This is a genomic window from Haloarcula montana, assembly GCF_035666295.1.
GTDB lineage: Archaea > Halobacteriota > Halobacteria > Halobacteriales > Haloarculaceae > Haloarcula > Haloarcula montana.
Genome location: NZ_CP142027.1, coordinates 342,782 through 365,326, shown reverse-complemented (window position 1 = coordinate 365,326; position 22,545 = coordinate 342,782). Strand labels below are relative to the sequence as shown.

Below are 22,545 nucleotides of genomic sequence, written 5' to 3'. Positions count from 1 at the left end.
GGGACCACTCTCAAGCCCGTCCGGGTCCGAGAGGGCGGTATGAACGCGATCGAGGTCGACGGGCTGACCAGACGCTACGGGGACCTCGTCGCCGTCGACGGGGTCTCGCTCTCCGTCTCCGGGGGCGAAATTCTCGGGTTGCTCGGACCCAACGGAGCCGGGAAGTCGACGCTCGTCAACACGCTCTGTACGCTCCTCCGGCCCAGCGAGGGGAGCGCCCGCGTGGCTGGCTACGACGTGGTGGCCGACCCCGACGCCGTCCGCTCGAACATCGGCGTCGTCTTCCAGGAACCGGCCCTCGACGACGAGCTAACTGGAATCGAGAACCTGCGTTTTCACGCCCGACTGTACGGCGTCAGCGGCGAGCACCGCCGCCAGCGGGTCCGGACGGTCCTCGACCTCGTCGATCTCACGGACGACGCCGACAAGCGCGTCGGCGAGTACTCCGGGGGGATGGCTCGCCGGCTGGAACTCGCCCGCGGACTCCTCCACGAACCTGCGGTCCTCTTTCTGGACGAACCCACGGTCGGCCTGGACGCGGGGACACGCAAGACCGTCCGTGAGTACGTCGCTCGGCTCAACCGCGAGGCTGGCGTTACCGTGGTTCTGACGACTCACTACATGGAGGAGGCGGACGCCCTCTGTGATCGAGTTGCGATCGTCGACGACGGGCGTATCGTCGCACTGGACACGCCCGCGTCGCTCAAAGCCGACCTCGGCGGGGACGTGGTCAGACTGGGAACCGACCGACCCGGTGCAGTCGCCGAAGCGGTCCGGGGAACGCCGTGGGTCCGATCGCTGACCGACCACGACGACGGCCTCGACGTCGGTGTCGACGACGGGCCGAGCCGTGTAGCGGCACTGGTCACCGCTGCCAGCGGGGTCGCCGACGTGACGACGGTCTCGGTGGATCGACCGACGCTAGAACGGGTCTTTCTGTCGCTCACCGGGCGGACGGTCACGGAGGCAGAGGCGGCGGACGGGCAGCAAGCGGCGACGGAATCCAGGGGTGACGACAGTGACTGAAGGCAGCCGGCTCCGCCGTGAGGCCGTCGCCGTCTACGGCCTCTGGCGGCGGGATCTCGTTCGCTTCTGGCGAGCGAAGAGCCGCGTCGTCGGCCTGTTGCTCGGCCCGTTTTTCATCCTCGTGTTCTTCGGCTTCGGTTTCCGTGACGTACAGTTCGGTTCCGTCCCGGCCGGCGTGAGTTACCTCGACTACCTCGTCCCGGGTATCCTCGGGTTCACGATGCTGTTCTCGGCGTCCTTTACCGGCTTGGCCGTCCTCTCGGACCGGGAGGTCGGCTTCCTCAAGGAGATCCTGGTCGCGCCCGTCAGCCGGACCGGGATCGTCGTCGGGCGTATCGCCGGGGGTGCGACGACGACACTGTTGCAGTCGCTGCTCATCCTCGTGTTGGCGATTCCCCTGGGGTTTCGGCCGGTCTCGGCAGTCGGCGTCGTCGTCGCCGTCGGGTTCCTCGTGCTGATCGCCGCGACGTTCATCGGCCTGGGGCTTGCGATCGCTTCACAGTTCAAAGACACTCAAGGATACAACCTCATCGTCAACTTCGCGCTCTTTCCGCTTGCTTTCCTCTCGGGGGCGTTCTACCCGCTCGGGAACCTCCCGGCGCCGCTGCGTGTCGTCGGCTACCTCAACCCGCTGACCTACGGTGTCGACGGGCTCCGGGGGGCACTGGTCGGTGTCTCACAGCGGTCCCTGGCGCTGGACTTCGCGGCGATGCTCGTCGCCAGCGTGATGATGGTCGCCTTGGGGGCGGCACTGTTCCGCCGCGTCGAGGCCGTCTGATGACCGCGCCGTCACAACTCGACAGCGAGACTCACTGACCGATCCGGGACGACAGCGCCCCGTCACGCTCCACGAACACTGACCGATAAAGAGTTTTGTCCCGGGGTTCCGAACGGCACTCTATGACCGACTACACCGTCGAGTTCGTGGGGACGGGCGAGGAGATCACCGTCTCCGACAAGGAGACGATCCTCTCGCGCTGTCTTGAGGAGGGTATCGCACAGGAGTACTCCTGCCGGGTCGGAATGTGTCTGGCCTGTTCAGCCGAGATTCTCGAAGGTGAGGTGGTCCAGCCCGCCGCACGCGGACTGACAGAGCAGGAACGGGAGTCGTACGCGCTCACATGTATGGCTCGCCCGGCTTCGGACCTCGTCCTGGATCGTGGCGAGTATCCGCCGAGCATCGATCAGGCCGGTGTGGCGGATGATACCGATACCGCGGCTGCCGACGATTAACTGACTGAACGTCGCGTTCCTACCCTTCAAGTCACGTACGTGGCAACTCTTCGGCAGTTGATCGACTTGTTCGTTCGGTTCTCGCCTGTTCGTGTCGGTCGAGTTGCGAAGGACAGATGATATAAGCGAGTGTCTCGTATATCAGGCTGACTGTAGCGTCAGCGGACGGCCGTCGACCACCCACACACGTTCCCAACTATGACCAGCCGCGTATACAGACTTCATTCGACACTCGAACTGCCACTCGAAGACGCCTACGATTTCTTTGAGGATCCAGACCTGCCACCTGGCGTCGCTGACGTCGACATCACCCGACGGAACAACACGCTCATCGTCAGTGCCGTCGCGGACGACGACAGCATGAGCAAGTACACGCCGACTGCACAGCTCAAAGCCAGCGTCACGGAGAACCGTGTCTACGAGGAAGACCCCGACGAGATGGGGCCGCCCGGCGCGGCAAGTACCGGGAGTTCCGGCGGTGGGCCACAGTGGGGAGCTCTCGAAGAGGAAGAGGAAGAGATCGAATCGGAACTCGTCGAGTACGCCTGCTTCAAGGGGGATCGCGAGACGGTGCTCCAGAACACCGCTCTCCAGTACGAGATGTTCGAGGTCCTCTGTGAGGTCGCCAAGATCGCCGAGAAGGGGACGCTGACAGCGATCGCCGCCGTCGACGAGGAACTGGAAGCGGTACGGATCGTCGACGGGGAGGAGCGTCCTGCTGTCATCAACGTCGCCGAGGAGCCACGCGACGACGAGGAGAAAGACGGCGTCAACTGGCGCGACAACGAGTTCATCAACTGAGACACCCTCCTCTGGTCGGCTTTTCGCTCTGTCCCGGTTGGTCTCCGCGACGTTCCCGTTCAGTGTCGAGACCCGTCAGCTTGTGGCTATCACGACGATGGGAGTCCCGAGAGCGATCCGTCGGCGACACGCTCGGCGATCGCGAACGTGACGTTCGCTTCGATGTAGGCGGCGACGACGATGAGCAGACAGGAAACGGCGACGAGCCATCCCGCCTCCTTGAGGTCTCGTTCGGTCAGTAACTCGGTTTCTGTCCCGCGAATGTAGCGGACCGTCAGGCGACCGAAGCGGAGTCCGATCGCGGCGACGACGAGCAACGCCGGGATCTCGATGACACCGTGTGGCAAAAGCAGCGCGAGGATCACGATCGGCGACAGTTCTTGACCGGCGAGTCCGACGACAACACCGATGAGAAGCCCGTTCAGTACCAGGCCGAGGATCGTGACGATACCGATCGAGACGGCCCCGAGCAACATGACGAACACCGCCGTCAGATTGTTCACGGCGATCGAGACGGTAGTGATCTCCGACGGGAGAAACGGGGTCGATCCGGCCTCGCCCCCGGCAGGGAGTGCATCTAGCGGGATCGCGTTACCAAGCACTAGCCCCACCAGCGTACTTCCACCGAGGATCAACGCCGCAACGGGGACGTACAGCGCCAGCCACCGCCGAGCGATCTCGCTGGGAGAGGACTGCGGCCTGTACATCTCTCTCGGAATACGTCGTAGACGGCTATATGTTTCGGGGTCTTGCCGTCGATCGACGCGTGCCTACCGCTCACATATCTGTCGACGGAACAAAAAATACTTACTGCTTCTAATTATATCTCATTACACGATGTCCAAGACAACTGAGTTCCCGGACTATCTCGACGTCGACTACAGCGACGGCGAGGGCGAGTCGCCAGAGGACTACCCCACGGTCAACCACAAGATCGAGAAGGCCATCGAGGTCACGAAAAAGGGCCTCGAACAGTACGAGAACCCAGTCGTGATGTGGACCGGCGGGAAGGACTCGACGCTGACGCTGTACTTCGTCAAGGAGGTCGCCGACCGCTTTGATCTCGAAGTGCCGCCGGTCGTGTTCATCGATCACTATCAGCACTTCGACGAACTCATCGAGTTCGTCGAGCACTGGGCCGAGGAGTGGGACCTAGATGTCATCTGGGCTCGCAACACCGACGTCGGCGACTACGTGGACGAGAACGGGCTCGAACCCGGCGACGACATTCCGGTCGATGCCCTCTCCGAGCACAACCAGCACCACATCCGGAACATCCTCGAATACGAGGAAGAGACGTTCCCGTTCCTGCTGGATACCTACGTCGGCAACCATCTGCTGAAAACCGTCGCGCTCAACGACACCATCGAGGAGCACGATGTCGACGGCATCATCTCGGGCATCCGCTGGGACGAACAGGAGTCCCGCGCCGACGAGACGTTCTTCTCGCCGCGTCACGATCCCGACATCTACCCGCCCCACGACCGCGTCCAGTCGATTCTTCAGTTCGCAGAGCCGGACGTCTGGGAAGCCTTCTGGAACTTCGTCGTCCCGGACACAGTCGAGGGGTACCCCGACGACGGCTACGTCCCGCAGGGGCAGGACGATCTGCCCGAGGGCATCGAGAAGGAAGACGTTCCCGTCTCGCCGAAGTACTTCGCTGGCTTCCGATCGCTGGGGAGCGAGGTCAGCACAGACAAGTCCGCCGAAGAACCCGCGTGGCTCCAGGACATGGCGAACACGACCGAGCGCGCCGGCCGCGCCCAGGACAAAGAGGACCTGATGGAGCGCCTGCGCGACCTGGGCTACATGTAAGGCCGGCCCGGAACTGACTGTCGACACGCCGCCGACGCTCAGTCGGCGCGGTCGGACGCCGAAACCGTCCGATCCGGGGTGACCTCGGCCACGTACCCCAGGAAGTTGTCGAACAGTTGTTTCGCCTCACAGGCAGCCCGGTAGTTCTCGTCGGTGATTCCCGCCAGTACTGTCGCGATCCGTTCGTCGGATAGCTCGTCTTTCGCCTCTGTCACGGTCCGGGCAGTCTCGGTATCGTATTCCGGGTGGAACTGGACGGCAAAGGCTCGTCCCTTCCGAAACCCGTGGATGCCGTAGTCGTTCCGGGCGAAGACGGTCGCTCCCGGGGGCGCTTTCGTGACCTGATCCGAGTGTGTCGTGAAGGCGACGAAGTCGTCGTCGACGCCGTCGAGCAGCCGGTTCTGGCCGTCCTGCTCGACTGTCCGGTAGCCAATCTCGTACTCGTCCATCGGCTCGACGCGGCCCCCGAGGACGTTAGCCAGGAGTTGGTGGCCGTAACAGACTCCCAGGAACGGCAGCCCCGCCTCGATGGCCTCGCCGACCCACTCTTTCAGCCGGCCGATCCAGGGTTCGTCCCAGTACACCGAGGCCTTCGAACCGGTGACGACACAGCCGTCGAAGGCGAACGTGTCGGGGAGTTCGCCCGACGGGCAGTGGAACTCGACGAGTTCGGCGTCGATCTCGCGCCGGAAGTTGCGGCGGGTGTCCTCGGCGGCGTGAGCGGCGTTCAACAGCGCGAGCCGTGTCCGAGCCATTGGATGTCTCTACAGGCTCCCCGCACAAATGCGCCGGTGTCCTGTCAGGATTTGCCACGCCGTGTGGCCGGCCGCGGCGCCGCAAAGCTCACCGCGTGTCACACCCCCTCGGAAACCCTGGTCGTCGAGCCCGAGTGCTGGAGATCACGCTCTAGCTGGTTGGCGTGTTCCAGCCGGTGTTCCCGCGCTTCGGCCTTCGTAACCGTCTCCTGGTCGATGGCCCCCGAGACGGGGTCGTACGCCGAGAGGTCGAACCCGAACGTCTTGAGATACGACCGCAGCGCCGGCGAATCCAGCCCGTCACGGATCGCGGCGTCGGCGTGTTCGACGACCGTTCGGAACGGGGGCAACGTGACGGTGTCGCCGCCGGGACCGACCGCGCCGATGTCCGGTTCGGTCTCCTCGTGTATCTCGAGGTCCGTGCCCCGGAGTTGCTCGACCACCGACGCGATGTCGTCGGCCAGTCGGACGACCTGGCTCGGAACGGTCGTATCCGGCGACCGCCACTCGACGGTCCCGAACTCCTCCCGGAGCTGGACCGGGGTCCAGACGGCGCTCTCGGGGTTGAAACTCGCTTCGACCGCCTCTCGGTCGAGGCCCGCGTCCATGCTCGATTCGAGGAACGACTCGTAACAACGCTCCAGCCGCTTGTTCCACTCGGCGGTATCCTCGACGTACGGCCAGAGCGTCCCCTGGTTGGGGAGGTCGTCGTATGCCAGCCACCGGTAGAGTTTCGACCGGGCGCCGTCGGCGACGATCCGTCCCTCGAAATGTCGCGCGGAGTTGACGAGCGAGAGCGCCGGGTCCAGTGCGATGAGCGTGTTCAACTGGTCGACCGCTCGTCCGGGGAGCTGTTCGACGTGCACGTGTGTCCCCGCACAATGGCGGACGTACGCGAAGTCGTCCCCGATGACGGCGTTCTGGATCCGCGTCCTGTCGCTGGGAAGCTCCCTGATCTCGTCGGTGTGCAGCGGCGTCGCCAGCGGGACGAGCCGTTTGTCGAGTTCCCGACCACGCTCTAACACCCGCCGGAGTCGCTCGAACAGTTCGGTCCTGAGTTCCGCCGTCGTCTCGCAGGGTGTCGTCTTCACCTCCAGCATCGGTCGGACGAACTCACGCTCCGCGCCCGGCGATGCGTCGACCAGTCCCTCCGGGTCGACGAGCCGCCCGGTTCCGTCGATTACCCAGTACTCAACCTCGACGCTTCGTCGCATGGAATCGCTCGGTGACACAGTCTGTTGGTTCGGTTATCGTGCGCACACTGCTCGGATGTGCGGTCCGCCATCGGCTGTCGTGACCCGATCGGTCACGCGACAGGCGACGGTCGTTCGTCAGTGACGCCAGCGGTCGGTCGTCGGCTCACCGTGGCCGAAATGTCATGACACAATCTAACATAGTTCTCGAACAAGAGTCCTTCGACTAAATGGGATATAATACCTTATATCGGACTCAACATGGCTTCAGAATTACTGATAAATGCACAATATGAGAGAAAGGCAAAAGTCTGTCCAGTTACGGGTGATACTCGCGTCGTCATCGCGTGTCGGGACACGGAACCGGGCGTATTTGGCCTGTTTCGTCCAGTGTGGTCGCTCTTGGACCGCTCGTCGGGCTGTCGTGGGGCTCCCTGTCATACACCGGTACGTTCATTCCACTCACCTCCGGTGTCGCTGGTATGGACAACAGCTCCCTCCAGTTGTTCGGTATCGCCGTCATCCTCGCGGCGGGTTCGTCATGATCGGCCACACGACCGGCTACCTCTACGGCAACGTCGGGTTCTTCGGCGTCGTCGCCGGCCTGGCGATCTGTCTCCTCGGGCGGTTCCAGCAGGTCGCGACGACGTGAGTCCCCGCTGAAAGCGGCTTCGCACTGGATACTGATCTCGGCGGCACCGACCTGACCGCTGGCGCGGACTCAGGAGGCAGTTAGCGTCTTCTCGACGACGACAGCCCCCGAGGGGGTGTGGACGATACGGACGGTAATCCTGTCGCCGTCGGCGAGGGAGCAAGCCCCGTTTGTCAGCCGGAACCGGATGGTGTCGCCCGCACTGAACTCGGTGTCGCCGGTGGTCGGATCGAGCGCGCCTCCCTCTGGGGAGTGGTAGTCGAAGATGTCGTCGCCCTCGATATGGTTCGGGCTCCCGGAGCCGACAGCCTCGTCCGGGAGGTCGACCAGTCGACCGCGCTTGCCACAGGCGTCGCTGGCGTCGACGGCGACCTCGACGTGTTCGACCTTGATGGTATCGCCAGCCTCGTGTGTGATGTTGACGACCTGGTCGTAACGACCACCGGGGCCAGTGACGTCCCGGACGAGCTGGCCGCTGGACTGGGCGACGACCGGCGCCGGTTCGCCGACCTGGCTCGTAAAGCCGAAGGCGACGACCGATACCGTCGAGGCGAGAATGACGACTACCGCGACCAACAGGACCGTCGAGACGACCGGCGATACCCCCCGTTCCGTGGCTGGAATCATCTCCGTGTTCGCCGTTCGTGCTCCTTCGGGGAAAAACACTCGGAGCCGACCGTTCGCCGACACGTATTTTCCTTCCCTCGCCGTACGCCCCCCCTGTGAGCGTCCGCCGGGAGCGAATGGTCCTCGCCGGGGTCGTCTTCGCCGTCCTGCTCGCACAGGTGTTGCTCTACCCGGGGGTCGACACGCTCGTGCGGGCGCTGGGCGCCGAGACGGACCTCGACGCCAGCATGTGGTTCCTCGCCGCGGAGTTCGCCGCATTCGTCGCCTTCGCCGGCGTCTGGGGCGTGTTGAGCGACGCGACCGGGCGTCGCCTTCCCTTTATCGTCGGCGGGGCTGTCGTCGGCGGGCTGTTGTACGGGCTACTGGCGTGGCTCCCGGGGGTGACCAGCGTCTCTTTCGAGACGATCCTCGTCGTTCGCGCGCTCCAGGGCGCGGCGACGATCGCTCCCTTCTCGCTGTCGATGACGATGCTGATGGACCTCTCCGGCGGCCACGGGCGCAACATGGGCGCGGCGGGCATCGCCATCGGGTCCGGGACGGCGCTGGGTGCGCCGCTGGGCGGCCAGTTGTACGGCGTCGCACCGACGCTTCCCCTGGCAGTGGCCGGCGGACTCCTGTTCGTCGTCGCCGCTCTCGCCACCCTAGCGACGGATCGCGCCCCGGCAGACGGGAGCCGGATCGGCGACGCGCTGACCGGTCTCCGAAGGACGCCGACGCTGGCGATTCCCTACACGTTCGGCTTCGTCGACCGAATGACAGCGGGCTTTTTCGCCCTCGTAGGTACACTATATTTCAGGACAGTGTTCTCGCTGACGCCCGCCGAGACGGGGGTAATGCTCGCGCTGTTTTTCGCGCCGTTCGCGCTGTTGCAGTACCCTTTCGGGGTCCTCTCGGACCGGGTCGGACGGACGGTCCCGGTCGCCGTCGGCTCCTCGCTGTACGGACTTGCCGTCGTCGCCGTCGGCCTGGCGCCAACCGCTCTCACGGCCGGTCTGGGGATGGTCGTCGTCGGCGTCATCGGGGCGCTGATGGCACCCGCGACGATGGCGCTCGTCTCCGATTTGGCCGGCGACGCCGAACGCGGTGGGGCGATGGCCGGGTTCAACGCCGCCGGAAGCGTCGGGTTCCTGGCGGGCATCCTCGTGGGTGGACTGGTCGCCGGCGAGGTCGGCTATCTCGCCGCGTTCGCCGTCGCCGGTGGCGCGGAACTGGTGGTCGCGTTGGTCGCGCTCCCGGGGCTGTTGCGCCTGGAGCTTCCCGGCCGGGAACGGCCGGCTGACTGACCGTAAACGGGAGCTACGTGGCGTCGCCGATAGCCTCCAGGACCTCGGGGTTCTCGATGCTGGAGCGGTCGCCGATGGCCTCGCCCCGATAGGCTGCGGCGATCGCCCGGCGGACGATTTTCCCGCTCTGGGTCTTCGGGAAGGCGTCGACGAACAGCACCTCCCTGGGCCGGAACGGGGTGCCCAGTTCCGCCCCGACGGTCTCCCGGATGGCGTCCGCGAGGTCGTCGCTCGGGTCGCGGTCGGGACGGAGGACCACGTAGAGGACGACGGCGGTCCCGGTCGTCTCGTCGGGCGCGCCGACGGCGGCCGCTTGGTTGACCGCCGGGTGTTCGATCGCCGCGCCCTCGACCTCCGCGGGGCCGACCTTCCGGCCGGCGACGTTGAGCGCGTCGTCGGCCCGCCCATGGAGGTACCAGAGCCCGTCCTCGGCCCGCTGTGCCCAGTCGCCGTGGTCCCAGAGGTCGGGCCAGGTCGACCAGTACTCCTCGACGTACCGCTCGTCGCCGCTCCACAGCGACTTCGTCATCGACGGACAGGAGTCCCGTGCAACCAGATAGCCCCGATCGTGGGTATCGCGGATGGACTCGCCCGCGTCGTCGACGACATCGACGTCCATTCCCAGTCCCGGACCGCCGAGCGTGCCCGGGTTGAGCGGCTGGATCGGCATGGGCATGAGAAAACAGCCCATGATCTCGGTCCCGCCGGAGATGTTGATGATCGGGCACGATCCGCCGCCGACGTGTTCGTAGAACCACTCCCAGCTCTCCTCGTCCCAGGGTTCGCCGGTCGAACCGAGCAGCCGCAGACTGGAGAGGTCGTGCCCGTCGAGCCACTCATCGCCTTGCTTGCGGAGCGCCCGGATCGCCGTCGGCGAGACGCCGAAGACGGTCAGATCGTGACGGTCGATCATCCCCCAGAAGCGGTCCGGTTCGGGGTAGTCGGGCGCACCCTCGTACATGAAGACGGTGCCGCCGAAGGCGTGGTTGCCCAGCAGCGTCCAGGGACCCATCATCCAGCCGATGTCGCTGACCCAGAAGAACCGATCGGCGGGCTTGTGGTCGAACCCGAAGTACACCTCCTTGGCCGCCTGGAGGAGCGCGCCGGCGTGGGTGTGGACGATCCCTTTCGGTTTCCCGGTCGTCCCCGAGGAGTACAACAGCATCGAGGTCTGGCCGCTGGGCAGCGGTTTGGCCGCGTAGCTGTCGGGTCGCTCGCCGACGGCGTCGTCCCACCACTCGTCGCGGCGGGTCCACTGGAGGGTCCGATCGGGGTGCTCCGCCGTCCCGACCCGGTCGTAGACGACGGTGTGTTCGACGCCCGGGCCGTCGACACGGTCGGCAGCGTCCGCGATGGCCTCGTCGGCCGTCCCCTTGAGATCGATGACCGAGCCACGGCGGTAGAAGCCGTCGGCGGTGAACAGCACCGAGGGGTCGGCGTCCGCGAGACGGGTCGCGGTCGCGTCGACGCCGAACCCCGAGAAGACCGGGACCGCGACGGCACCGACCTTCAGACAGCCATAGAGGATCGCCGCGACCTCGGGGACCATCGGCATGTAGAGGCCGACGGTGTCGCCGGTCCCGACGCCGACGGATTCGAGGTAGTTGGCGACCCGACTGGCCTGCCTGTTCAGCGTGTGGAACGTCACCTCGCGGACGTCGCCGGGTTCGCCCTCCCAGACGAGCGCGGCGTGGTTGCGCGACCCGCTGTCCCGGGCGGCGTGTCTGTCGAGGACGTTGTGGGCGGCGTTGATCCGGCCGCCGGGGTACCAATCGGTGAACTGCGGGCCGTCGTAGGTCTCGCCGGCGACCGTCCGGGACTGGCGCTCTCTGACGCTGTCGTAGGCCTCGAAGAACTCGATGCCGAGGTAGTCGACGAGTTCGTCCCAGAACCACTCGACGCCGGAGTCGGGTTCGCCCGGCAGTTCGGTGGTCGTCCGCTCGACGAGTCCTTCGTAGTCCTCGATCCCGTAGGTCCGCATGAACTCACGGACGTTCGTCGATTCGACGAACGCTTCGGACGGTACGTGTCGGTAGTCGCCGCCGTCGCTGCCCATACGTGTCTCTCGATGACATTCCCCAAAGTAGTTGTGTGGGGTTGCACCGATCCGGCCCGACCGCCCACCAGCAAACCCTTTTGCCGTGGCCGGCCAACGTCGGGATATGTACGTCCGGGACGCGAAAAACCGCGAGGAAGTCTGGCTGCTGGACCACATCGAAGCGATGGGGCTCGACGAGACAGCGTTCCGTTCCCGTGACTACGTCGTCGCCATCGACGAGGAGAGCCACGAGAAGGCCGGCTTCGGCCGCATCCGTATCCACAAGACCGACGACGGCGACGACTGTGAACTGACGAGCATCGGCGTCCTGGAAGAGTGGCGCGGCCAGGGGGTCGGCGCCCACGTCATCGAACGGCTCGTCGAGTACGCGGCCGACGAGGAGTTCGACGTGGTGTACTCGCTGACGAACGCTGCCGACTACCTCGCGCAGTTCGGGTTCGAGTCCATCGAGCCCGAACAGCTGCCGGAGAAGCTCCGCGACCGGCTGGTGACCAAACAGGAGAACATCCAGCCCGGGGCGGTCCCGCTCCGGCTCCAGGTCGAGCGGTTCCGGATGCCCGACCGGTTCCGGGAGCGGTTCAAGGCCGCATCGGCCGACGAGATGGCCGAATCCGGACCCGACGAGTCGGCGGAGGACTTCGGGATCGATCCCGAGGAAGCGACCTACAAGTACGACACCAGCTAGCCCCACACGTCGAGCACTTCGATCTCGAACACCAGCGTCTTCCCGGCGAGTTCGTGGTTGAAGTCGACTTCGACGCTGTCGTCGCGGATGGCGGTCACGTCGCCGTGCAGGTCGTTCTCCGCGTGAACGTGCATCCCGACCTCCGGTTCTGCACCGACCATCGCCTCGAACGTCGCGGGGTCGTACTCCCTGATCTTCTCGGCTTCGACCGGTCCGTAGGCGTTCTCGGGGTCGACCGTGATCGTGGCTTCTTCGCCCTCGCTGAGGCCCACGAGCGCGTCGTCGAGCCCGGCGATCACGTCCCGGTTACCGACCCGAAAGGAGAGGGCCTTGTAGCTGTCGGGATCGGCGTCCTGTGCCTCGGCCAGCCCGTGTTCGGCTGCGACCTCGTACCGGGAGGTGTCGAAGATCGTCCCGTCCTCGAACCGCCCGACGTACTCGACGGTGACGCCGTCGCCCGCTTCGATGGTCATGGGTGGATCTGTGGCGACCAACGGGATAAACGTCTCGTCGAACGCCGGCCTCACAGAGGCTTGCGGTAGCAGACGAGCGTCATCGACGCCGAAGGTGTACCTTCGTCCGCGTCCGGCCCTCCGGTCGTTCAGCTACCGGCTAGCGGAGCCCAACCAGATCGCACGGTCGTGCGACTGTACCGATATCCGGGGCAGGATTGCCTCCCGTTCCACTACGCTTGTTGGAGAACGCTGTAGCGGGCATAGATGGGTGGTTCCAACTGGACCGACTGGTCGTCGAGACGGTAGGTCACGGCGACGGTCGCGGGTGTGACTGCAACGAGTTGGTCGAAGGTAACCGACGTCTCACTGACGGGCTCGCCCTCACGGTCCAGAACCGTCTGTACCGAGACGAAAGGCGCGAGATCCGTTCCGTCGACGCTGCTCGTGATCCCGCCACCGACCTCGTCGGTCCCGAGCGCCCCGTTCGCGTGTTCCGCAGCCGCTCGGGCCGCGGCCGTGAACGCCTCCGTCCGAGCCCACTGTTCGAACGGGATCGTCTCGTACACTGGTTCCCGTTCCGGCTTCGCACCCTCCTGGACTTCCTCGTGGTTCGTGTGCTTCCAGGCAGCGACGTACCGTACCGCGTGCTCCGCTTCGACCCACTCGACGTTCTCGTCGGTCTCGACGACCTCGGTCGTCACTTCGGCATCGCTCTCACCGCGCGTCGGACCCCGTGAATCCGAAAGCGTCGGCTGATCGTCCCTCGTGGTTTCCGTCGACACAGCTGTCTCCGTGGGCGAATCCGTCGGTGACGGCGACTGTTCTGCTCGGGCTTGCGGAGTCGCTGTCGGTTCCGGCGCTTGGGATCCGCCTGGCGCACTCGCTAGGCATCCACCGAGAGACGGGACGGCGGCACCGACAGCGGCGAGGAGGGCACGCCGATTCATACGCCAACTTGATGACGATTCTGATAAGGTTCTTGTGGAGGGGCCACTCGTTCAGTATTTGGCTGGCCTAAAATCCGGAAGCGACTTATATCTGCACTAGGCTTGCCAAAACATGGACTTTCTCGACGACTCCGACGAACTGACGCGGCGGAACTACGTCGCTGGTGGCAGTTCGCTGCTGGGCAGCGCACTCCTCGCAGGCTGTACGGGCAGCAGTGGGGATTCCGCTACCGACGAGCCCGCTGAGACGGAGGTGACTCCCGAAACGGACCAGACCGCGTCGCCTGCACGGACCACAGCGACGGATGACGGCTCCTACACCGCGACGCTTTCACCGGTCGGCGAGGTCGAATTCGATTCGGTACCGGAGAACGTCTTCACGATCTACAACCAGTACCCGGATATGTTGGTCGCGCTCGGCCACGGCGACGCCGTCAATTCGATGTTCGTCCCCGATATGGCCGGCCCGACGATGAACCACTACTACGAACGGCTCGACGGCGTCTCGTTCGATTGGGAGGGGCTCCCGAACCCGTTCAACAACTTCTCGAAGGAGTTCTTCTACGGTCTCGACAGCGACGTTCACCTTCTGGACCCCGCGTGGGCGCTCACACAAGACAACTGGAGCATGAGCGACATCGAGGAGATCTCCGAGACCCTCGGGCCGTTCTTCGGGAATTTCTACAGCGGTACCAACGATACCCCGCCAGAACCCTACAGTGGCCAGTACGAGTATTACACGCTGTGGGAGCTCTTCGGACGTGTCGCCGATGTCTTTCAGGAGCGTGACCGATACCAGCGACTCAATGCAGTCCACAAGGACCTCCTCGCGACGATCGAGTCGAACCTCCCACCCAAATCGGACCGACCGACTGCCGTCCGTGTCACCCTCGGTGATGGACAGTTCTGGGCGTACCACCTGAACCGTCCGGGGTTCTGGCTCGCCGACACCCGTCCGCTCGCTGCCACCGACGCATTCGGCAGTGCGGAGTGGGACGGGCTCTGGGGCTCTGTCGGCTACGAGACGATGCTTGAGGCTGATCCCGATGTCATCCTCCATCTCTGGGGGATGACGCCGCGCTACGACATGGCGACTGTCCGGGAGACGCTCACCTCTCATCCGGTTGGGCAGGAACTGACCGCCGTCCAGAACGACCGTGTCCATGCACAGGGGATGCGCTACCAAGGGCCGATCATGAACCTCTCCCAGATCGAGATGACCGCGAAACAGCTCTATCCCGATATCTTCGGCGAGTGGCCCGCCTACGAAGACGGCAATCACTATCCCGAATTCCCGGAGGACGAACAACTGTTCGACCGAGAGCGGGTCGCGAGCATCGTCACCGGGAACTGAATGGCGACTGTGCCACAGCAGTGAGTCTGGTCGGCCGGAGAACCGAAGCAGTTATAAATATTTAGGCTAGCCTAAAAACATGGCAGGCGATGAGTGCGGTCACGAGAGACTGACGCGGCGGGACTACGTAAAGTATAGCGGAGCGATTGTCGGCAGCGCGCTGCTCGGCGGCTGTTCGAGTACCACCAGCGAATCGGGATCGGCATCGACTGAGACGCCGACAACCGGGACGCCCGCGTCTGAAGACGGATCGTATTCAGTGACGATGGCCCCGATGGGGACGGTCACGTTTGAGACGGTTCCACAGAACGTCTTGGGGAGTTCGACGGCCACTATCGATATCACGGCGGCGCTCGGTCACGGTACGGCGGTACAATCAACGACACGTCCGTCGACCTCCGTTCCTGCGCTGGAATTCTACTACTCCACGCTGGACACTGCAACTGACTGGATCGATTTCAAGGATGCTGGCAGTTACAGCAAGGAGACACTGTACGAACTGGATAGTGATGCCCATTTCCTCGATCCATCGTACGTCGATTCACTCGACGGATGGAACAGGTCTGATATCGAAGAGGTCGAGGAAAACGTCGGGCCGTTTTTCGGTAACATGTACAGCCGAAAGCACCGTCAACCGCCCGAATCCTGGCGCGATTCGTATCAGTACTACACGGTCTGGGAACTCACCGAGATGTACGCCGAAGTGTTACAGGAACGGGAGCGCTTCGAGCAACTGTTCGCTCTCAAAGAGACCCTTCTGAGCGACATCCAATCGAACCTCCCGTCACCGAATGACCGGCCGACAGTCGGTATGGTGTACCCCCGGCTATCGGAGGATTCGTTCTACGTCCACAAACTCAACCAGCCAGGGTATTTTTTCGCACACACTCGTCCGTTGGACGCCGATGACGTATTCACGGACATCGAGACCGACGAATACGGTGGGAAACTCATCGACTACGAAGCGATGCTCGATGCCGACCCGGACGTCATCATCATGAATCACGGCATCTCCTCGTATTACGATGTCCCCGAGACGAAACAAGCCATCCGTGATCACAGCGTGGGAGCGGAACTGACTGCCGTTCAGAACGATCGTCTCTACGCATCGGGCAACCCACGGCAGGGTCCGCTGATGAACCTCTTCCAGTTGGAGATGACCGCAAAGCAATTCTACCCGGATCGGTTCGGGGAGTGGCCCGGGTACGCCGCTGGAGAACCCTATCCGGACATCCCCGAGGGCGAACGGCTGTTCGACCGCCAGAAGCTCACAGCCATCGTCAACGGGGATTTCTAGACCAGTCTCTCTCACCCACTACCCGAACGCATTGCCCACTGATTGAGGCGATTCTTTTTCACTGATAGATACCTCTTTTACTTATGGATTGGCTCACCGCGTACAATGGAGTCCTCATCCGTGTTGCCCTGTCCCTCTTGATTTTCTGGCCGATAGTCGGCTACTATATCTATAGCGACGCCACAAAGCGAAATCTATCAATGCCAAAAGCTCGGGGTGTTGCATACGGGGTTCTCGGGTTAGTCGGTCTAGTGATATATCTGTCTCAGAGAGCGAGAAGCGAGGGGGACTCCGCCTGAAGGCGGAGAAGAATATCAATTATCTAATGACACGTGGATGAGTTGGGAGTATGGAATGTACGCTACTCGTGCCATGTCTCCCCCTTCGACCTCCTTTTTCAAATGCACACCGTGAGAGCCTTCGACGACTTCTTGCACGTCGTCGATCGTTGTCCCGTCGCTGAGCTCGGCAGTCATGCTGAACATGGTTATTGATTGATAGGGTTCGACGACATATACGTGGAATGTATAAATTCAGGTACAGGAGTTCGTACATTGGCACCTGAGCAGTGAAGCGGAAGCCATACTCCAAAGCACCGTCGCCGAGATAGATACAGGCGCAGAACCGACGTGTGAGATACAGAGATCCCAGTTAGTAACGTGGGTCTGGAACCGTCTGTTTGTTTTAGGAGTACAACAGTCGGATAACTTTTCCCTTTTGCTGCAAGAGGTGTCGTATCTGGAACGCTGCTTCGTATGTCGTTTAATAGGCTGGTTAGGACCAGCGAATCGCAACATCTCCCTCAGCGTAGTTCCCAGTCCATGCCACCCGAAGATCAGATTTTGTGACGGAGTCTGGGATTTCATACAGGATGATCCCTCGTTTGACAGCACCGCTGAACAGTGTTCCACCATCATATTCATCTGTCTCTTGGCGGTAGCTACCAGATTCGTACTGGTTGCGAGAATCCAGTAGATAAATCTCGAACAGCTCTGGAACGTCGATGGGTTGCGAGCCGTGATTCTTGGATCGGAATGTCACCAAGGCAAATTGTGAGCCATCCGACGCGGAATGGGTATACGTGTTGTCACCGCTATCGTATGTATACGAGTCAATGAGCTCTATGGCCTCGGCTTCGAGCTTCACTTCCTTCGGAGTAACGTAGCTCCCGCCGAGCGATAGTTGCTTACCGACGACATCGACGGTTGTCCCGATACGCTCGTCGTTCAGCATAAGCTCAAGCGTCCCCAGGTACGGAAACGAGCCGAGCGTGATATCTTTCGTTATCGACTCTCCCGGTTGAAGAGAGATGCTGAATTCATCGGTACTGCGTGTCATCGTCTCGTTCTGTGGCTGAGCACCGACCGAGACGGTAGCTGACCCCGCTTTGCCGCCAGTGTTGGTCACCGAAACGGTCACTCCAAGCGTCTCACCGATCTCGATTTGATCAGGTGCTGTGGTGATTACCGAAGCGAAATCGGCCGGCTTGACGAACTCCAGTGTCCACGACACGCCAGTGCCGGACAGTCGATACTGAAATTCTCCGGGTTCCGGCGGCGCGTCGATTGACGCCGAAAATGAGCGGTTCTCTCCCGAGTCAATGACCTCTTCAAACCGTTGTACATCGCGCCATGCTCCCGTCTCTGATTGGCGCTGCAGCGTTGTGCTGAACTCGCCTGCCTCATCTCCGATGTTCGTGACAGTAAATTCGAGTGGCCACGGCTTATCAAGCTGGTACGAATCCGAGAGAGGAGTCTGATTGGAGACTTGGTAGTTCGGTGGCTCTGGTGTTGGTGTGTCCGTCACCTCTGTCGGTGTATCGGTCGGGGTTTTAGTCGCTGTCCGCGTCGCAGTTGGCGTCTCCGTTGGAGTCGTCGTCTCCGTCGGAGTTGAGGATGGGTCGGCCTCATCTGGTTCGGAGAGCGAACTGCAGCCGGCGAATAGAATCGTGCCTGCGGTGGCCAACACTGTCCGTCGGTGCATACCGGTGCGAGCGGGCAGCTCGATAACTGTCTTTTGGCCGGGTCACGAACGGCTCCCCTCCGGTTGAGGAGATGTGATCGGACGTAGCAGATATGAACGATGTGAGTTCCTCGATACGGTCTTCAAGCTCGGTAATCTCGGCTTGTAACTGCTCTCCCTCATCGTCAGTAGCATCGTAGCCGTGAGCCGATCTTTCGGTCCTTGCAGCCGTGTTTCCTTGGCCCCCTCGTCGACATCGGCTTCCTCGACCCGGAGCCCGTCGAGCAGACACAGCACGCTCACTGTTGTACTTCGACGCACTGCTGGTGTGTGACTACGGCCGTTGGCCGGGCAGGCGCGTTATACAATCGTTCTGAGATGGGGTCGAACCGCCTTGTCGAAAAACGAGGAGTGGGTCACTCGGTGTTGCTGAACCCCTCTACTGGTGGTAGGTAGCATCTACTACATACAAGCGAAGGAGGTACCACGGCAAAGGGTAGTCGCTGGGAACGAGAAGTAACTCCCGTTATCGATGTGCCGATTGCTTCTGTCCATCAGTGTGCGTCTCTTCGAGGCTTGATTCGATGGCATTACAAAGGACCATAATCGCTTTGCGGTGGTTTTCTTTCGACTCGTGAATGCTTGATGGACGTGTCCCGAGTAAATCGTATGCAGCACGCCCCTCAACCGACATGGCTTCGTCTTCGATCAGTTGTCGTGTGACTTCCGCGAGCAGAGCGTGAACGTGAATAGACTCTTTTTTGCGCATGATTGTGTCTCAGTCGAGTGGCGTGTTTGAACGGCTGCGGTGGGACATGTGAATTGTGCCTCGTTTCTGATCCATCCGTAATTTGTGATCGAAATCGGAACGAAGTGGGAGACGATGGCTGTGGGGTGGGGTTGGTGGGTGGGGGTGAGTGTCTGATCAACTAAACCATGTGGTTGTCTCCCATACCCACTATATTTCCGAAGAAGGATTAACCCACACGATATTTCAATTAATAAATAGTAATAGAGCCAGTGACAGAGCGACGGATTATCCTTGGCTACGACACATGCTGAGTAAGTCCGCCGGTTTTGCAACGCACGAAGAAAGCCGAATACGATGTCACTGAGTATCGGGTTTCAATATCTCTCCACCTACCACCCTCTCCCCACTGTGATTAGTACAGAGTGCCCTTATCGATGTGATTCAATTTTGATGCTGGGGTTTCCGTCCCTGTCCGCCCTGATTGTAACCGTCACTGTATCCGCCTCGAACTGGAGCGTTGTGTCGAGTTGATGGTCCTGGAAGAGACCGTCGAGTGCGTCCGTGTTGATGTCATCACTGATGCGCCACTTTTGGTCAAGCACATCCTCATCGTGGGCCTTCGCGATCGCTGTGACAACTTCCGAACTCAATGGATGGGTCGTATCCGCTTCGTAGTGGAAATCCCGTGTTTCGGCCATATTCGGTACATGTTCGTGGTGGTAAAAGTTATTCAACTGATATACTATCTATTGCCGTGGTTGTCGATACTTACCTGTGCGACCTATTACTCGAAAAGAGAGACTGCCAACTATCTGTTGACAGATGTAGAAAACCTGACTGGATCGGGGCATGACTCCGATATTTGGTCCGATGAATTGGGTTGCATCGGGCGTGTACGGGACGCTTACTTCTGTATGACTGAGAATATCACACGCACCTGGTAGGTTAGCTTATGATCGAGGGTGTCGTATCTTGGTGTATGCACCATTCAGCAAACGTCTCTACCGACACCACCGTGCCCCCGTCCGACACCAGTCCCGAAATCAGCCTTCCCATAACATGACTGACCGCCGTGAACCCGTTCCTCGACCAGAACTGTCGATCACTCTGCTTGAGGAACACGCCCCGATCTCTACGTATGTCTGCTACCCGTCAGACGCGACCAACCAGGGTTTAGAATCGATGTGGATTCGGTTCGAAGAGGGCGATAGCGTTTCACTGTGGGAAAACCGCTGATGAACTCGCACTCACACTGAGCGTGTGGTTCAGCGACGAGTAGCCGAACGAAACCACGGTGCATTGCTGACTGCAACCTCTCTATTCAGCAAGCCGCTTCTATCACTTACAGAGAGATTAACAGCGGTCCAAACTCTTTGTTTTCTCCCGATCTATCTGGAAAAACCATGTCGAACAACAGCGTTGCCACTCACCAGTTACCGGCTACGGCGGTGTCACGCGGAACGATATCGTGCCGTTCAGCCTCGTCTCGGCACCGTCGAGCCAGAGCGGGTTCCGACCGTCCGTCCTCCAGGCGGCGTACATCGCCTCGATCACGTCCTGGGGCGACGGGCGCGAGTCGTTCATCTCCTGTTTCAACTTCGGACAGCGCAGTCGCTCGTCGCGGGCGCCCGTTTGCGTAGTGGCGGGCATCGGTCACCGCTCACCTCCTGGGTCGACACCGACAGTCGGTGACCAGCAAGTCCTTAGCCGAAGGCGTGCGTAGGAGGAAGGTGATGGTCCTCCAATACCTCTTCCCCGCCCTGCTTGGCTTCGTGTTCGTGATGGTGGCTGCCTACGCTGGGACGCTCCGAGCGCTGGATGTCTTCCACGACCCGGATCGTGAGAGTATCTTCCTCCCCGATGATCACGAGCCACCACACCAGCGGTAGCCATCGACGCACCCCCTCCAGGCACGGGACCGGATGCAAACCGCCTGTGAGGATGCTGGTGAAAATGGGGATTGTTATCCCTATAGACTGGACAACAAGTCGGGAACCAGGTGCCTCTGACATGGGAACGTAGCCTGGCCTCCCAGACGAACGTAGCCGACAGCGCCCGGAATTTGAAACGCCGTGGACAGTCTGTCCGGCTGACTCGCCGAACGCGGCACCTCGGCCCCGGTACGCATTTTTCACCGCTACTCACTGGCCTCACCTCTCGGAAGCTCGCCGAAAGTCCCCATCCAGCCCAGTTGCGCAAGCGTCCCCTCGTCGCGGCCGGTCTCCCGCCAGCGACCAGCAGATGTTCATCGACGAGCGTCGCCGGGATCACGGCGATCGCGACCAGCCGCCGCGGGTCGTCCGCGTAGACAGCCAGGGCGTACACGGCACCCCGATTCAGGAGCGCGGCGTGCTGGCCGGCACTGTCGTACTGGTAGCCGCCGTCAGTGAGGAACCGCGTCTGCCGCCAGTCGACCGTCTACGGACTGACATCTATGGGCATGTAACCTTCAGATAAGTGCCCGGGGAGGGCTCCGAACCCTCGATCTCCGCATGGCCCAGGTCCGGGGTGTGACGAGCACCCCACGGGTCATGCCGGTTGGTACCGCATGAGTCAAACGACCCTATGAGTGCGGCGCTATGTCCAGCTAAGCCACCCGGGCGCGGGTGCAATGCCTGCTTGGCCGCTTTCCGTCTTGAAGGTTCCCATCTCCGTCGGTCCTGTGGGACACTCCCACCCGCGGATTTAAGCCACCGGACCCGGACGTACTGACCATGGAGATACCAGACCTCGTCCGGGAAGAACTCGGGGACGAGGAGGTCCAGGCCGGCGTCAGCCTCGGCGACGAGGATATCGTCTGTTTCACGCCGTCCCGGACGCTCGTCTACCGGGGCGAGGGGTTGCTGAGTGACGAAGGAGTCGAGGCGTTCCCCTACGAGTTCGAGCGTCTCTCCGTCTCGGAAGGACGGCGGAAGGCGACGTTCTCGCTCGCCTACGTCGACACGAAACGTGAGTTCTCGGTCCCGGTCAAACGCAGCGAGGGTGTCCTCGAACGGTTGCTGGAGAGTTCACTCAGTGCAGCGGGCGTCCTCGACGAGGAAGAGACGGTCGCTGGCGTCTATCGGTTCAGCGAACTCACGCTCGTGGTCACGTCCGCACAGCTGCTCAAACACGTCGGCAGTGTCACCTGGGACGGCGACTTCGAACAGTTCGCCTTCGAAGCGGTGACGGGCCTGGAGTTCGAGGAGGGGAGCGTCGCCACGGCGATCGTCCTCTCGGTCGACGGCCGCCCCGAGCGGATCAAAGCCCCGTCGAACAAGGCGCCGTCGTTGCGCCGGACGCTCCAGCAAGCGCTGTTTGCGTACCACGACGTATCGTCGCTCGATGCGCTCAACGAGAAGGTGGGCGAGGACGAGGACTCCGAGTCGGACGTGTCGGGGCTGGGACTCGACGCTGGGATCGATCCGCTGGTCGGCGACGACGAGGCCGCGGCCGAGGGGACGGAGGCGAGTGGATCCGACGAGAGCGGTTGGGAGCCGACCGACTCGGCCGACGCGGGTGCCTCCGGCTCCGGGACCGACGGCGATTTCGCCGCGCTGGAAGCACAGGTCGAGGAACTGGCCGAGCTGGTCGAGCAACAGAACGAACAGCTCCAGCGCCAGGAGAAGGTCATCAAACAACTCATCGCGGAACTCCGGCAGGGCCGCTAG

23 protein-coding genes and 1 tRNA gene are annotated in these 22,545 nt (G+C 62.2%); 12 read left to right on the top strand and 12 right to left on the bottom strand.

The features are described from left to right. Nucleotides 1–39 precede the first annotated feature (39 nt). The 4 genes from VJ109_RS01885 (at nt 40) to VJ109_RS01870 (ending at nt 3,060) form a co-directional block, all read left to right on the top strand. On the top strand, nt 40–1,026 hold the full coding sequence (locus VJ109_RS01885; protein WP_324758598.1) for an ABC transporter ATP-binding protein: 987 nt from the start codon (nt 40–42) through the stop codon (nt 1,024–1,026). Next, complete coding sequence (locus tag VJ109_RS01880; protein ID WP_324758597.1) at nt 1,019–1,804, top strand: ABC transporter permease; 786 nt, start codon at nt 1,019–1,021, stop codon at nt 1,802–1,804. Before VJ109_RS01885 ends, VJ109_RS01880 begins: the two co-directional genes overlap by 8 nt. A 122-nt stretch (nt 1,805–1,926) precedes the next feature. After that, a complete protein-coding gene (locus VJ109_RS01875) occupies nt 1,927–2,259 on the top strand; it encodes a 2Fe-2S iron-sulfur cluster-binding protein (RefSeq protein ID WP_324758595.1) in 333 nt (110 codons plus the stop codon). Between the two features lie 198 nt (nt 2,260–2,457). Continuing rightward, nucleotides 2,458–3,060, top strand: a complete 603-nt coding sequence (locus VJ109_RS01870; RefSeq protein ID WP_324758593.1) for a DUF7110 family protein — start codon at nt 2,458–2,460, stop codon at nt 3,058–3,060. Nucleotides 3,061–3,149: 89 nt separating this feature from the next. Here the strand turns inward: VJ109_RS01870 and VJ109_RS01865 are convergent, their stop codons facing one another. Further along, nucleotides 3,150–3,767: a stage II sporulation protein M gene (locus tag VJ109_RS01865; protein ID WP_324758592.1), complete on the bottom strand. Its 618-nt coding sequence runs from the start codon at nt 3,765–3,767 to the stop codon at nt 3,150–3,152. A gap of 130 nt (nt 3,768–3,897) precedes the next feature. Here VJ109_RS01865 and VJ109_RS01860 point away from each other — a divergent pair, with 130 nt between their 5' ends. Continuing rightward, nucleotides 3,898–4,875 (top strand): phosphoadenosine phosphosulfate reductase family protein, encoded by a 978-nt coding sequence (locus VJ109_RS01860; RefSeq protein WP_324758591.1) that lies wholly within the window; start codon nt 3,898–3,900, stop codon nt 4,873–4,875. A gap of 38 nt (nt 4,876–4,913) precedes the next feature. On the opposite strand, the gene VJ109_RS01855 is transcribed toward VJ109_RS01860, so the two are convergent. The 3 genes from VJ109_RS01855 to VJ109_RS01845 all read right to left on the bottom strand — a co-directional run bounded on the left by VJ109_RS01855 (nt 4,914) and on the right by VJ109_RS01845 (nt 8,102). After that, on the bottom strand, nt 4,914–5,630 hold the full coding sequence (locus tag VJ109_RS01855; RefSeq protein ID WP_324758589.1) for a type 1 glutamine amidotransferase: 717 nt from the start codon (nt 5,628–5,630) through the stop codon (nt 4,914–4,916). Between the two features lie 98 nt (nt 5,631–5,728). After that, complete coding sequence (locus tag VJ109_RS01850) at nt 5,729–6,844, bottom strand: glutamate-cysteine ligase family protein (protein ID WP_324758587.1); 1,116 nt, start codon at nt 6,842–6,844, stop codon at nt 5,729–5,731. A 700-nt stretch (nt 6,845–7,544) separates the two neighbouring features. After that, nucleotides 7,545–8,102 carry a type IV pilin domain-containing protein gene (locus tag VJ109_RS01845; RefSeq protein WP_324758586.1) on the bottom strand — a complete coding sequence of 186 codons (558 nt, stop codon included), beginning with the start codon at nt 8,100–8,102 and terminating at the stop codon, nt 7,545–7,547. 116 nt (nt 8,103–8,218) lie between these two features. On the opposite strand from VJ109_RS01845, the gene VJ109_RS01840 reads away from it, so the two are divergent. After that, on the top strand, nt 8,219–9,385 hold the full coding sequence (locus tag VJ109_RS01840) for an MFS transporter (RefSeq protein WP_434737285.1): 1,167 nt from the start codon (nt 8,219–8,221) through the stop codon (nt 9,383–9,385). Nucleotides 9,386–9,398: 13 nt separating this feature from the next. Here the strand turns inward: VJ109_RS01840 and VJ109_RS01835 are convergent, their stop codons facing one another. Then, nucleotides 9,399–11,441, bottom strand: coding sequence for an AMP-binding protein (locus VJ109_RS01835; RefSeq protein WP_324758583.1), 2,043 nt, complete (start codon nt 11,439–11,441; stop codon nt 9,399–9,401). A 106-nt stretch (nt 11,442–11,547) separates the two neighbouring features. Here VJ109_RS01835 and VJ109_RS01830 point away from each other — a divergent pair, with 106 nt between their 5' ends. Further along, nucleotides 11,548–12,129, top strand: coding sequence for a GNAT family N-acetyltransferase (locus VJ109_RS01830; protein ID WP_324758582.1), 582 nt, complete (start codon nt 11,548–11,550; stop codon nt 12,127–12,129). On the opposite strand, the gene VJ109_RS01825 is transcribed toward VJ109_RS01830, so the two are convergent. After that, nucleotides 12,126–12,602 carry an FKBP-type peptidyl-prolyl cis-trans isomerase gene (locus VJ109_RS01825; protein WP_324758581.1) on the bottom strand — a complete coding sequence of 159 codons (477 nt, stop codon included), beginning with the start codon at nt 12,600–12,602 and terminating at the stop codon, nt 12,126–12,128. The genes VJ109_RS01830 and VJ109_RS01825 overlap by 4 nt on opposite strands. A 212-nt stretch (nt 12,603–12,814) precedes the next feature. Beyond that, nucleotides 12,815–13,366 (bottom strand): hypothetical protein, encoded by a 552-nt coding sequence (locus VJ109_RS01820; RefSeq protein ID WP_324758580.1) that lies wholly within the window; start codon nt 13,364–13,366, stop codon nt 12,815–12,817. A gap of 277 nt (nt 13,367–13,643) precedes the next feature. Between VJ109_RS01820 and VJ109_RS01815 the strand changes: the two genes are divergently transcribed. Together VJ109_RS01815 and VJ109_RS01810 are read left to right on the top strand one after the other, a co-directional pair. Beyond that, a complete protein-coding gene (locus VJ109_RS01815; protein WP_324758579.1) occupies nt 13,644–14,885 on the top strand; it encodes an ABC transporter substrate-binding protein in 1,242 nt (413 codons plus the stop codon). Nucleotides 14,886–14,964: 79 nt separating this feature from the next. Continuing rightward, a complete protein-coding gene (locus VJ109_RS01810) occupies nt 14,965–16,182 on the top strand; it encodes an ABC transporter substrate-binding protein (protein WP_324758577.1) in 1,218 nt (405 codons plus the stop codon). A 774-nt stretch (nt 16,183–16,956) separates the two neighbouring features. On the opposite strand, the gene VJ109_RS01805 is transcribed toward VJ109_RS01810, so the two are convergent. The 4 genes from VJ109_RS01805 to VJ109_RS01790 form a co-directional block, all read right to left on the bottom strand. Then, on the bottom strand, nt 16,957–18,165 hold the full coding sequence (locus VJ109_RS01805; protein WP_324758576.1) for a DUF4352 domain-containing protein: 1,209 nt from the start codon (nt 18,163–18,165) through the stop codon (nt 16,957–16,959). A 505-nt stretch (nt 18,166–18,670) separates the two neighbouring features. Continuing rightward, on the bottom strand, nt 18,671–18,913 hold the full coding sequence (locus VJ109_RS01800; protein ID WP_324758575.1) for a UPF0058 family protein: 243 nt from the start codon (nt 18,911–18,913) through the stop codon (nt 18,671–18,673). A gap of 410 nt (nt 18,914–19,323) precedes the next feature. After that, the gene (locus VJ109_RS01795) at nt 19,324–19,593 is read right to left on the bottom strand and encodes a HalOD1 output domain-containing protein (protein WP_324758574.1); all 270 of its coding nucleotides are present in this window, start codon (nt 19,591–19,593) and stop codon (nt 19,324–19,326) included. Nucleotides 19,594–20,335: 742 nt separating this feature from the next. Continuing rightward, the gene (locus VJ109_RS01790; RefSeq protein WP_324758572.1) at nt 20,336–20,545 is read right to left on the bottom strand and encodes a hypothetical protein; all 210 of its coding nucleotides are present in this window, start codon (nt 20,543–20,545) and stop codon (nt 20,336–20,338) included. Between the two features lie 83 nt (nt 20,546–20,628). Here VJ109_RS01790 and VJ109_RS01785 point away from each other — a divergent pair, with 83 nt between their 5' ends. Both VJ109_RS01785 and VJ109_RS01780 read left to right on the top strand, forming a co-directional pair. Continuing rightward, on the top strand, nt 20,629–20,784 hold the full coding sequence (locus tag VJ109_RS01785; RefSeq protein WP_324758570.1) for a hypothetical protein: 156 nt from the start codon (nt 20,629–20,631) through the stop codon (nt 20,782–20,784). A gap of 352 nt (nt 20,785–21,136) precedes the next feature. After that, nucleotides 21,137–21,352 carry a hypothetical protein gene (locus tag VJ109_RS01780; protein ID WP_324758569.1) on the top strand — a complete coding sequence of 72 codons (216 nt, stop codon included), beginning with the start codon at nt 21,137–21,139 and terminating at the stop codon, nt 21,350–21,352. 1 nt (nt 21,353) lies between these two features. Here VJ109_RS01780 and VJ109_RS01775 read toward each other — a convergent pair. Then, nucleotides 21,354–21,497 (bottom strand) — tRNA-Met (locus VJ109_RS01775). Nucleotides 21,498–21,609: 112 nt separating this feature from the next. Here VJ109_RS01775 and VJ109_RS01770 point away from each other — a divergent pair. Then, nucleotides 21,610–22,545 carry a DUF7115 domain-containing protein gene (locus tag VJ109_RS01770; RefSeq protein ID WP_324758567.1) on the top strand — a complete coding sequence of 312 codons (936 nt, stop codon included), beginning with the start codon at nt 21,610–21,612 and terminating at the stop codon, nt 22,543–22,545.

Excerpts from the sequence above, each read along its gene's own strand:
- VJ109_RS01805 (WP_324758576.1), bottom strand. The coding sequence starts at position 18,165 with ATGCACCGACGGACAGTGTTGGCCACCGCAGGCACGATTCTATTCGCC.
- VJ109_RS01860 (WP_324758591.1), top strand. The coding sequence starts at position 3,898 with ATGTCCAAGACAACTGAGTTCCCGGACTATCTCGACGTCGACTACAGC.
- VJ109_RS01835 (WP_324758583.1), bottom strand. The coding sequence starts at position 11,441 with ATGGGCAGCGACGGCGGCGACTACCGACACGTACCGTCCGAAGCGTTC.
- VJ109_RS01770 (WP_324758567.1), top strand. The coding sequence starts at position 21,610 with ATGGAGATACCAGACCTCGTCCGGGAAGAACTCGGGGACGAGGAGGTC.
- VJ109_RS01840 (WP_434737285.1), top strand. The coding sequence starts at position 8,219 with ATGGTCCTCGCCGGGGTCGTCTTCGCCGTCCTGCTCGCACAGGTGTTG.
- VJ109_RS01885 (WP_324758598.1), top strand. The coding sequence starts at position 40 with ATGAACGCGATCGAGGTCGACGGGCTGACCAGACGCTACGGGGACCTC.
- VJ109_RS01870 (WP_324758593.1), top strand. The coding sequence starts at position 2,458 with ATGACCAGCCGCGTATACAGACTTCATTCGACACTCGAACTGCCACTC.
- VJ109_RS01825 (WP_324758581.1), bottom strand. The coding sequence starts at position 12,602 with ATGACCATCGAAGCGGGCGACGGCGTCACCGTCGAGTACGTCGGGCGG.
- VJ109_RS01815 (WP_324758579.1), top strand. The coding sequence starts at position 13,644 with ATGGACTTTCTCGACGACTCCGACGAACTGACGCGGCGGAACTACGTC.
- VJ109_RS01845 (WP_324758586.1), bottom strand. The coding sequence starts at position 8,102 with ATGATTCCAGCCACGGAACGGGGGGTATCGCCGGTCGTCTCGACGGTC.
- VJ109_RS01865 (WP_324758592.1), bottom strand. The coding sequence starts at position 3,767 with ATGTACAGGCCGCAGTCCTCTCCCAGCGAGATCGCTCGGCGGTGGCTG.
- VJ109_RS01830 (WP_324758582.1), top strand. The coding sequence starts at position 11,548 with ATGTACGTCCGGGACGCGAAAAACCGCGAGGAAGTCTGGCTGCTGGAC.
- VJ109_RS01810 (WP_324758577.1), top strand. The coding sequence starts at position 14,965 with ATGGCAGGCGATGAGTGCGGTCACGAGAGACTGACGCGGCGGGACTAC.
- VJ109_RS01790 (WP_324758572.1), bottom strand. The coding sequence starts at position 20,545 with ATGCCCGCCACTACGCAAACGGGCGCCCGCGACGAGCGACTGCGCTGT.
- VJ109_RS01785 (WP_324758570.1), top strand. The coding sequence starts at position 20,629 with ATGGTCCTCCAATACCTCTTCCCCGCCCTGCTTGGCTTCGTGTTCGTG.
- VJ109_RS01850 (WP_324758587.1), bottom strand. The coding sequence starts at position 6,844 with ATGCGACGAAGCGTCGAGGTTGAGTACTGGGTAATCGACGGAACCGGG.
- VJ109_RS01875 (WP_324758595.1), top strand. The coding sequence starts at position 1,927 with ATGACCGACTACACCGTCGAGTTCGTGGGGACGGGCGAGGAGATCACC.
- VJ109_RS01800 (WP_324758575.1), bottom strand. The coding sequence starts at position 18,913 with ATGCGCAAAAAAGAGTCTATTCACGTTCACGCTCTGCTCGCGGAAGTC.
- VJ109_RS01855 (WP_324758589.1), bottom strand. The coding sequence starts at position 5,630 with ATGGCTCGGACACGGCTCGCGCTGTTGAACGCCGCTCACGCCGCCGAG.
- VJ109_RS01795 (WP_324758574.1), bottom strand. The coding sequence starts at position 19,593 with ATGGCCGAAACACGGGATTTCCACTACGAAGCGGATACGACCCATCCA.
- VJ109_RS01780 (WP_324758569.1), top strand. The coding sequence starts at position 21,137 with ATGTTCATCGACGAGCGTCGCCGGGATCACGGCGATCGCGACCAGCCG.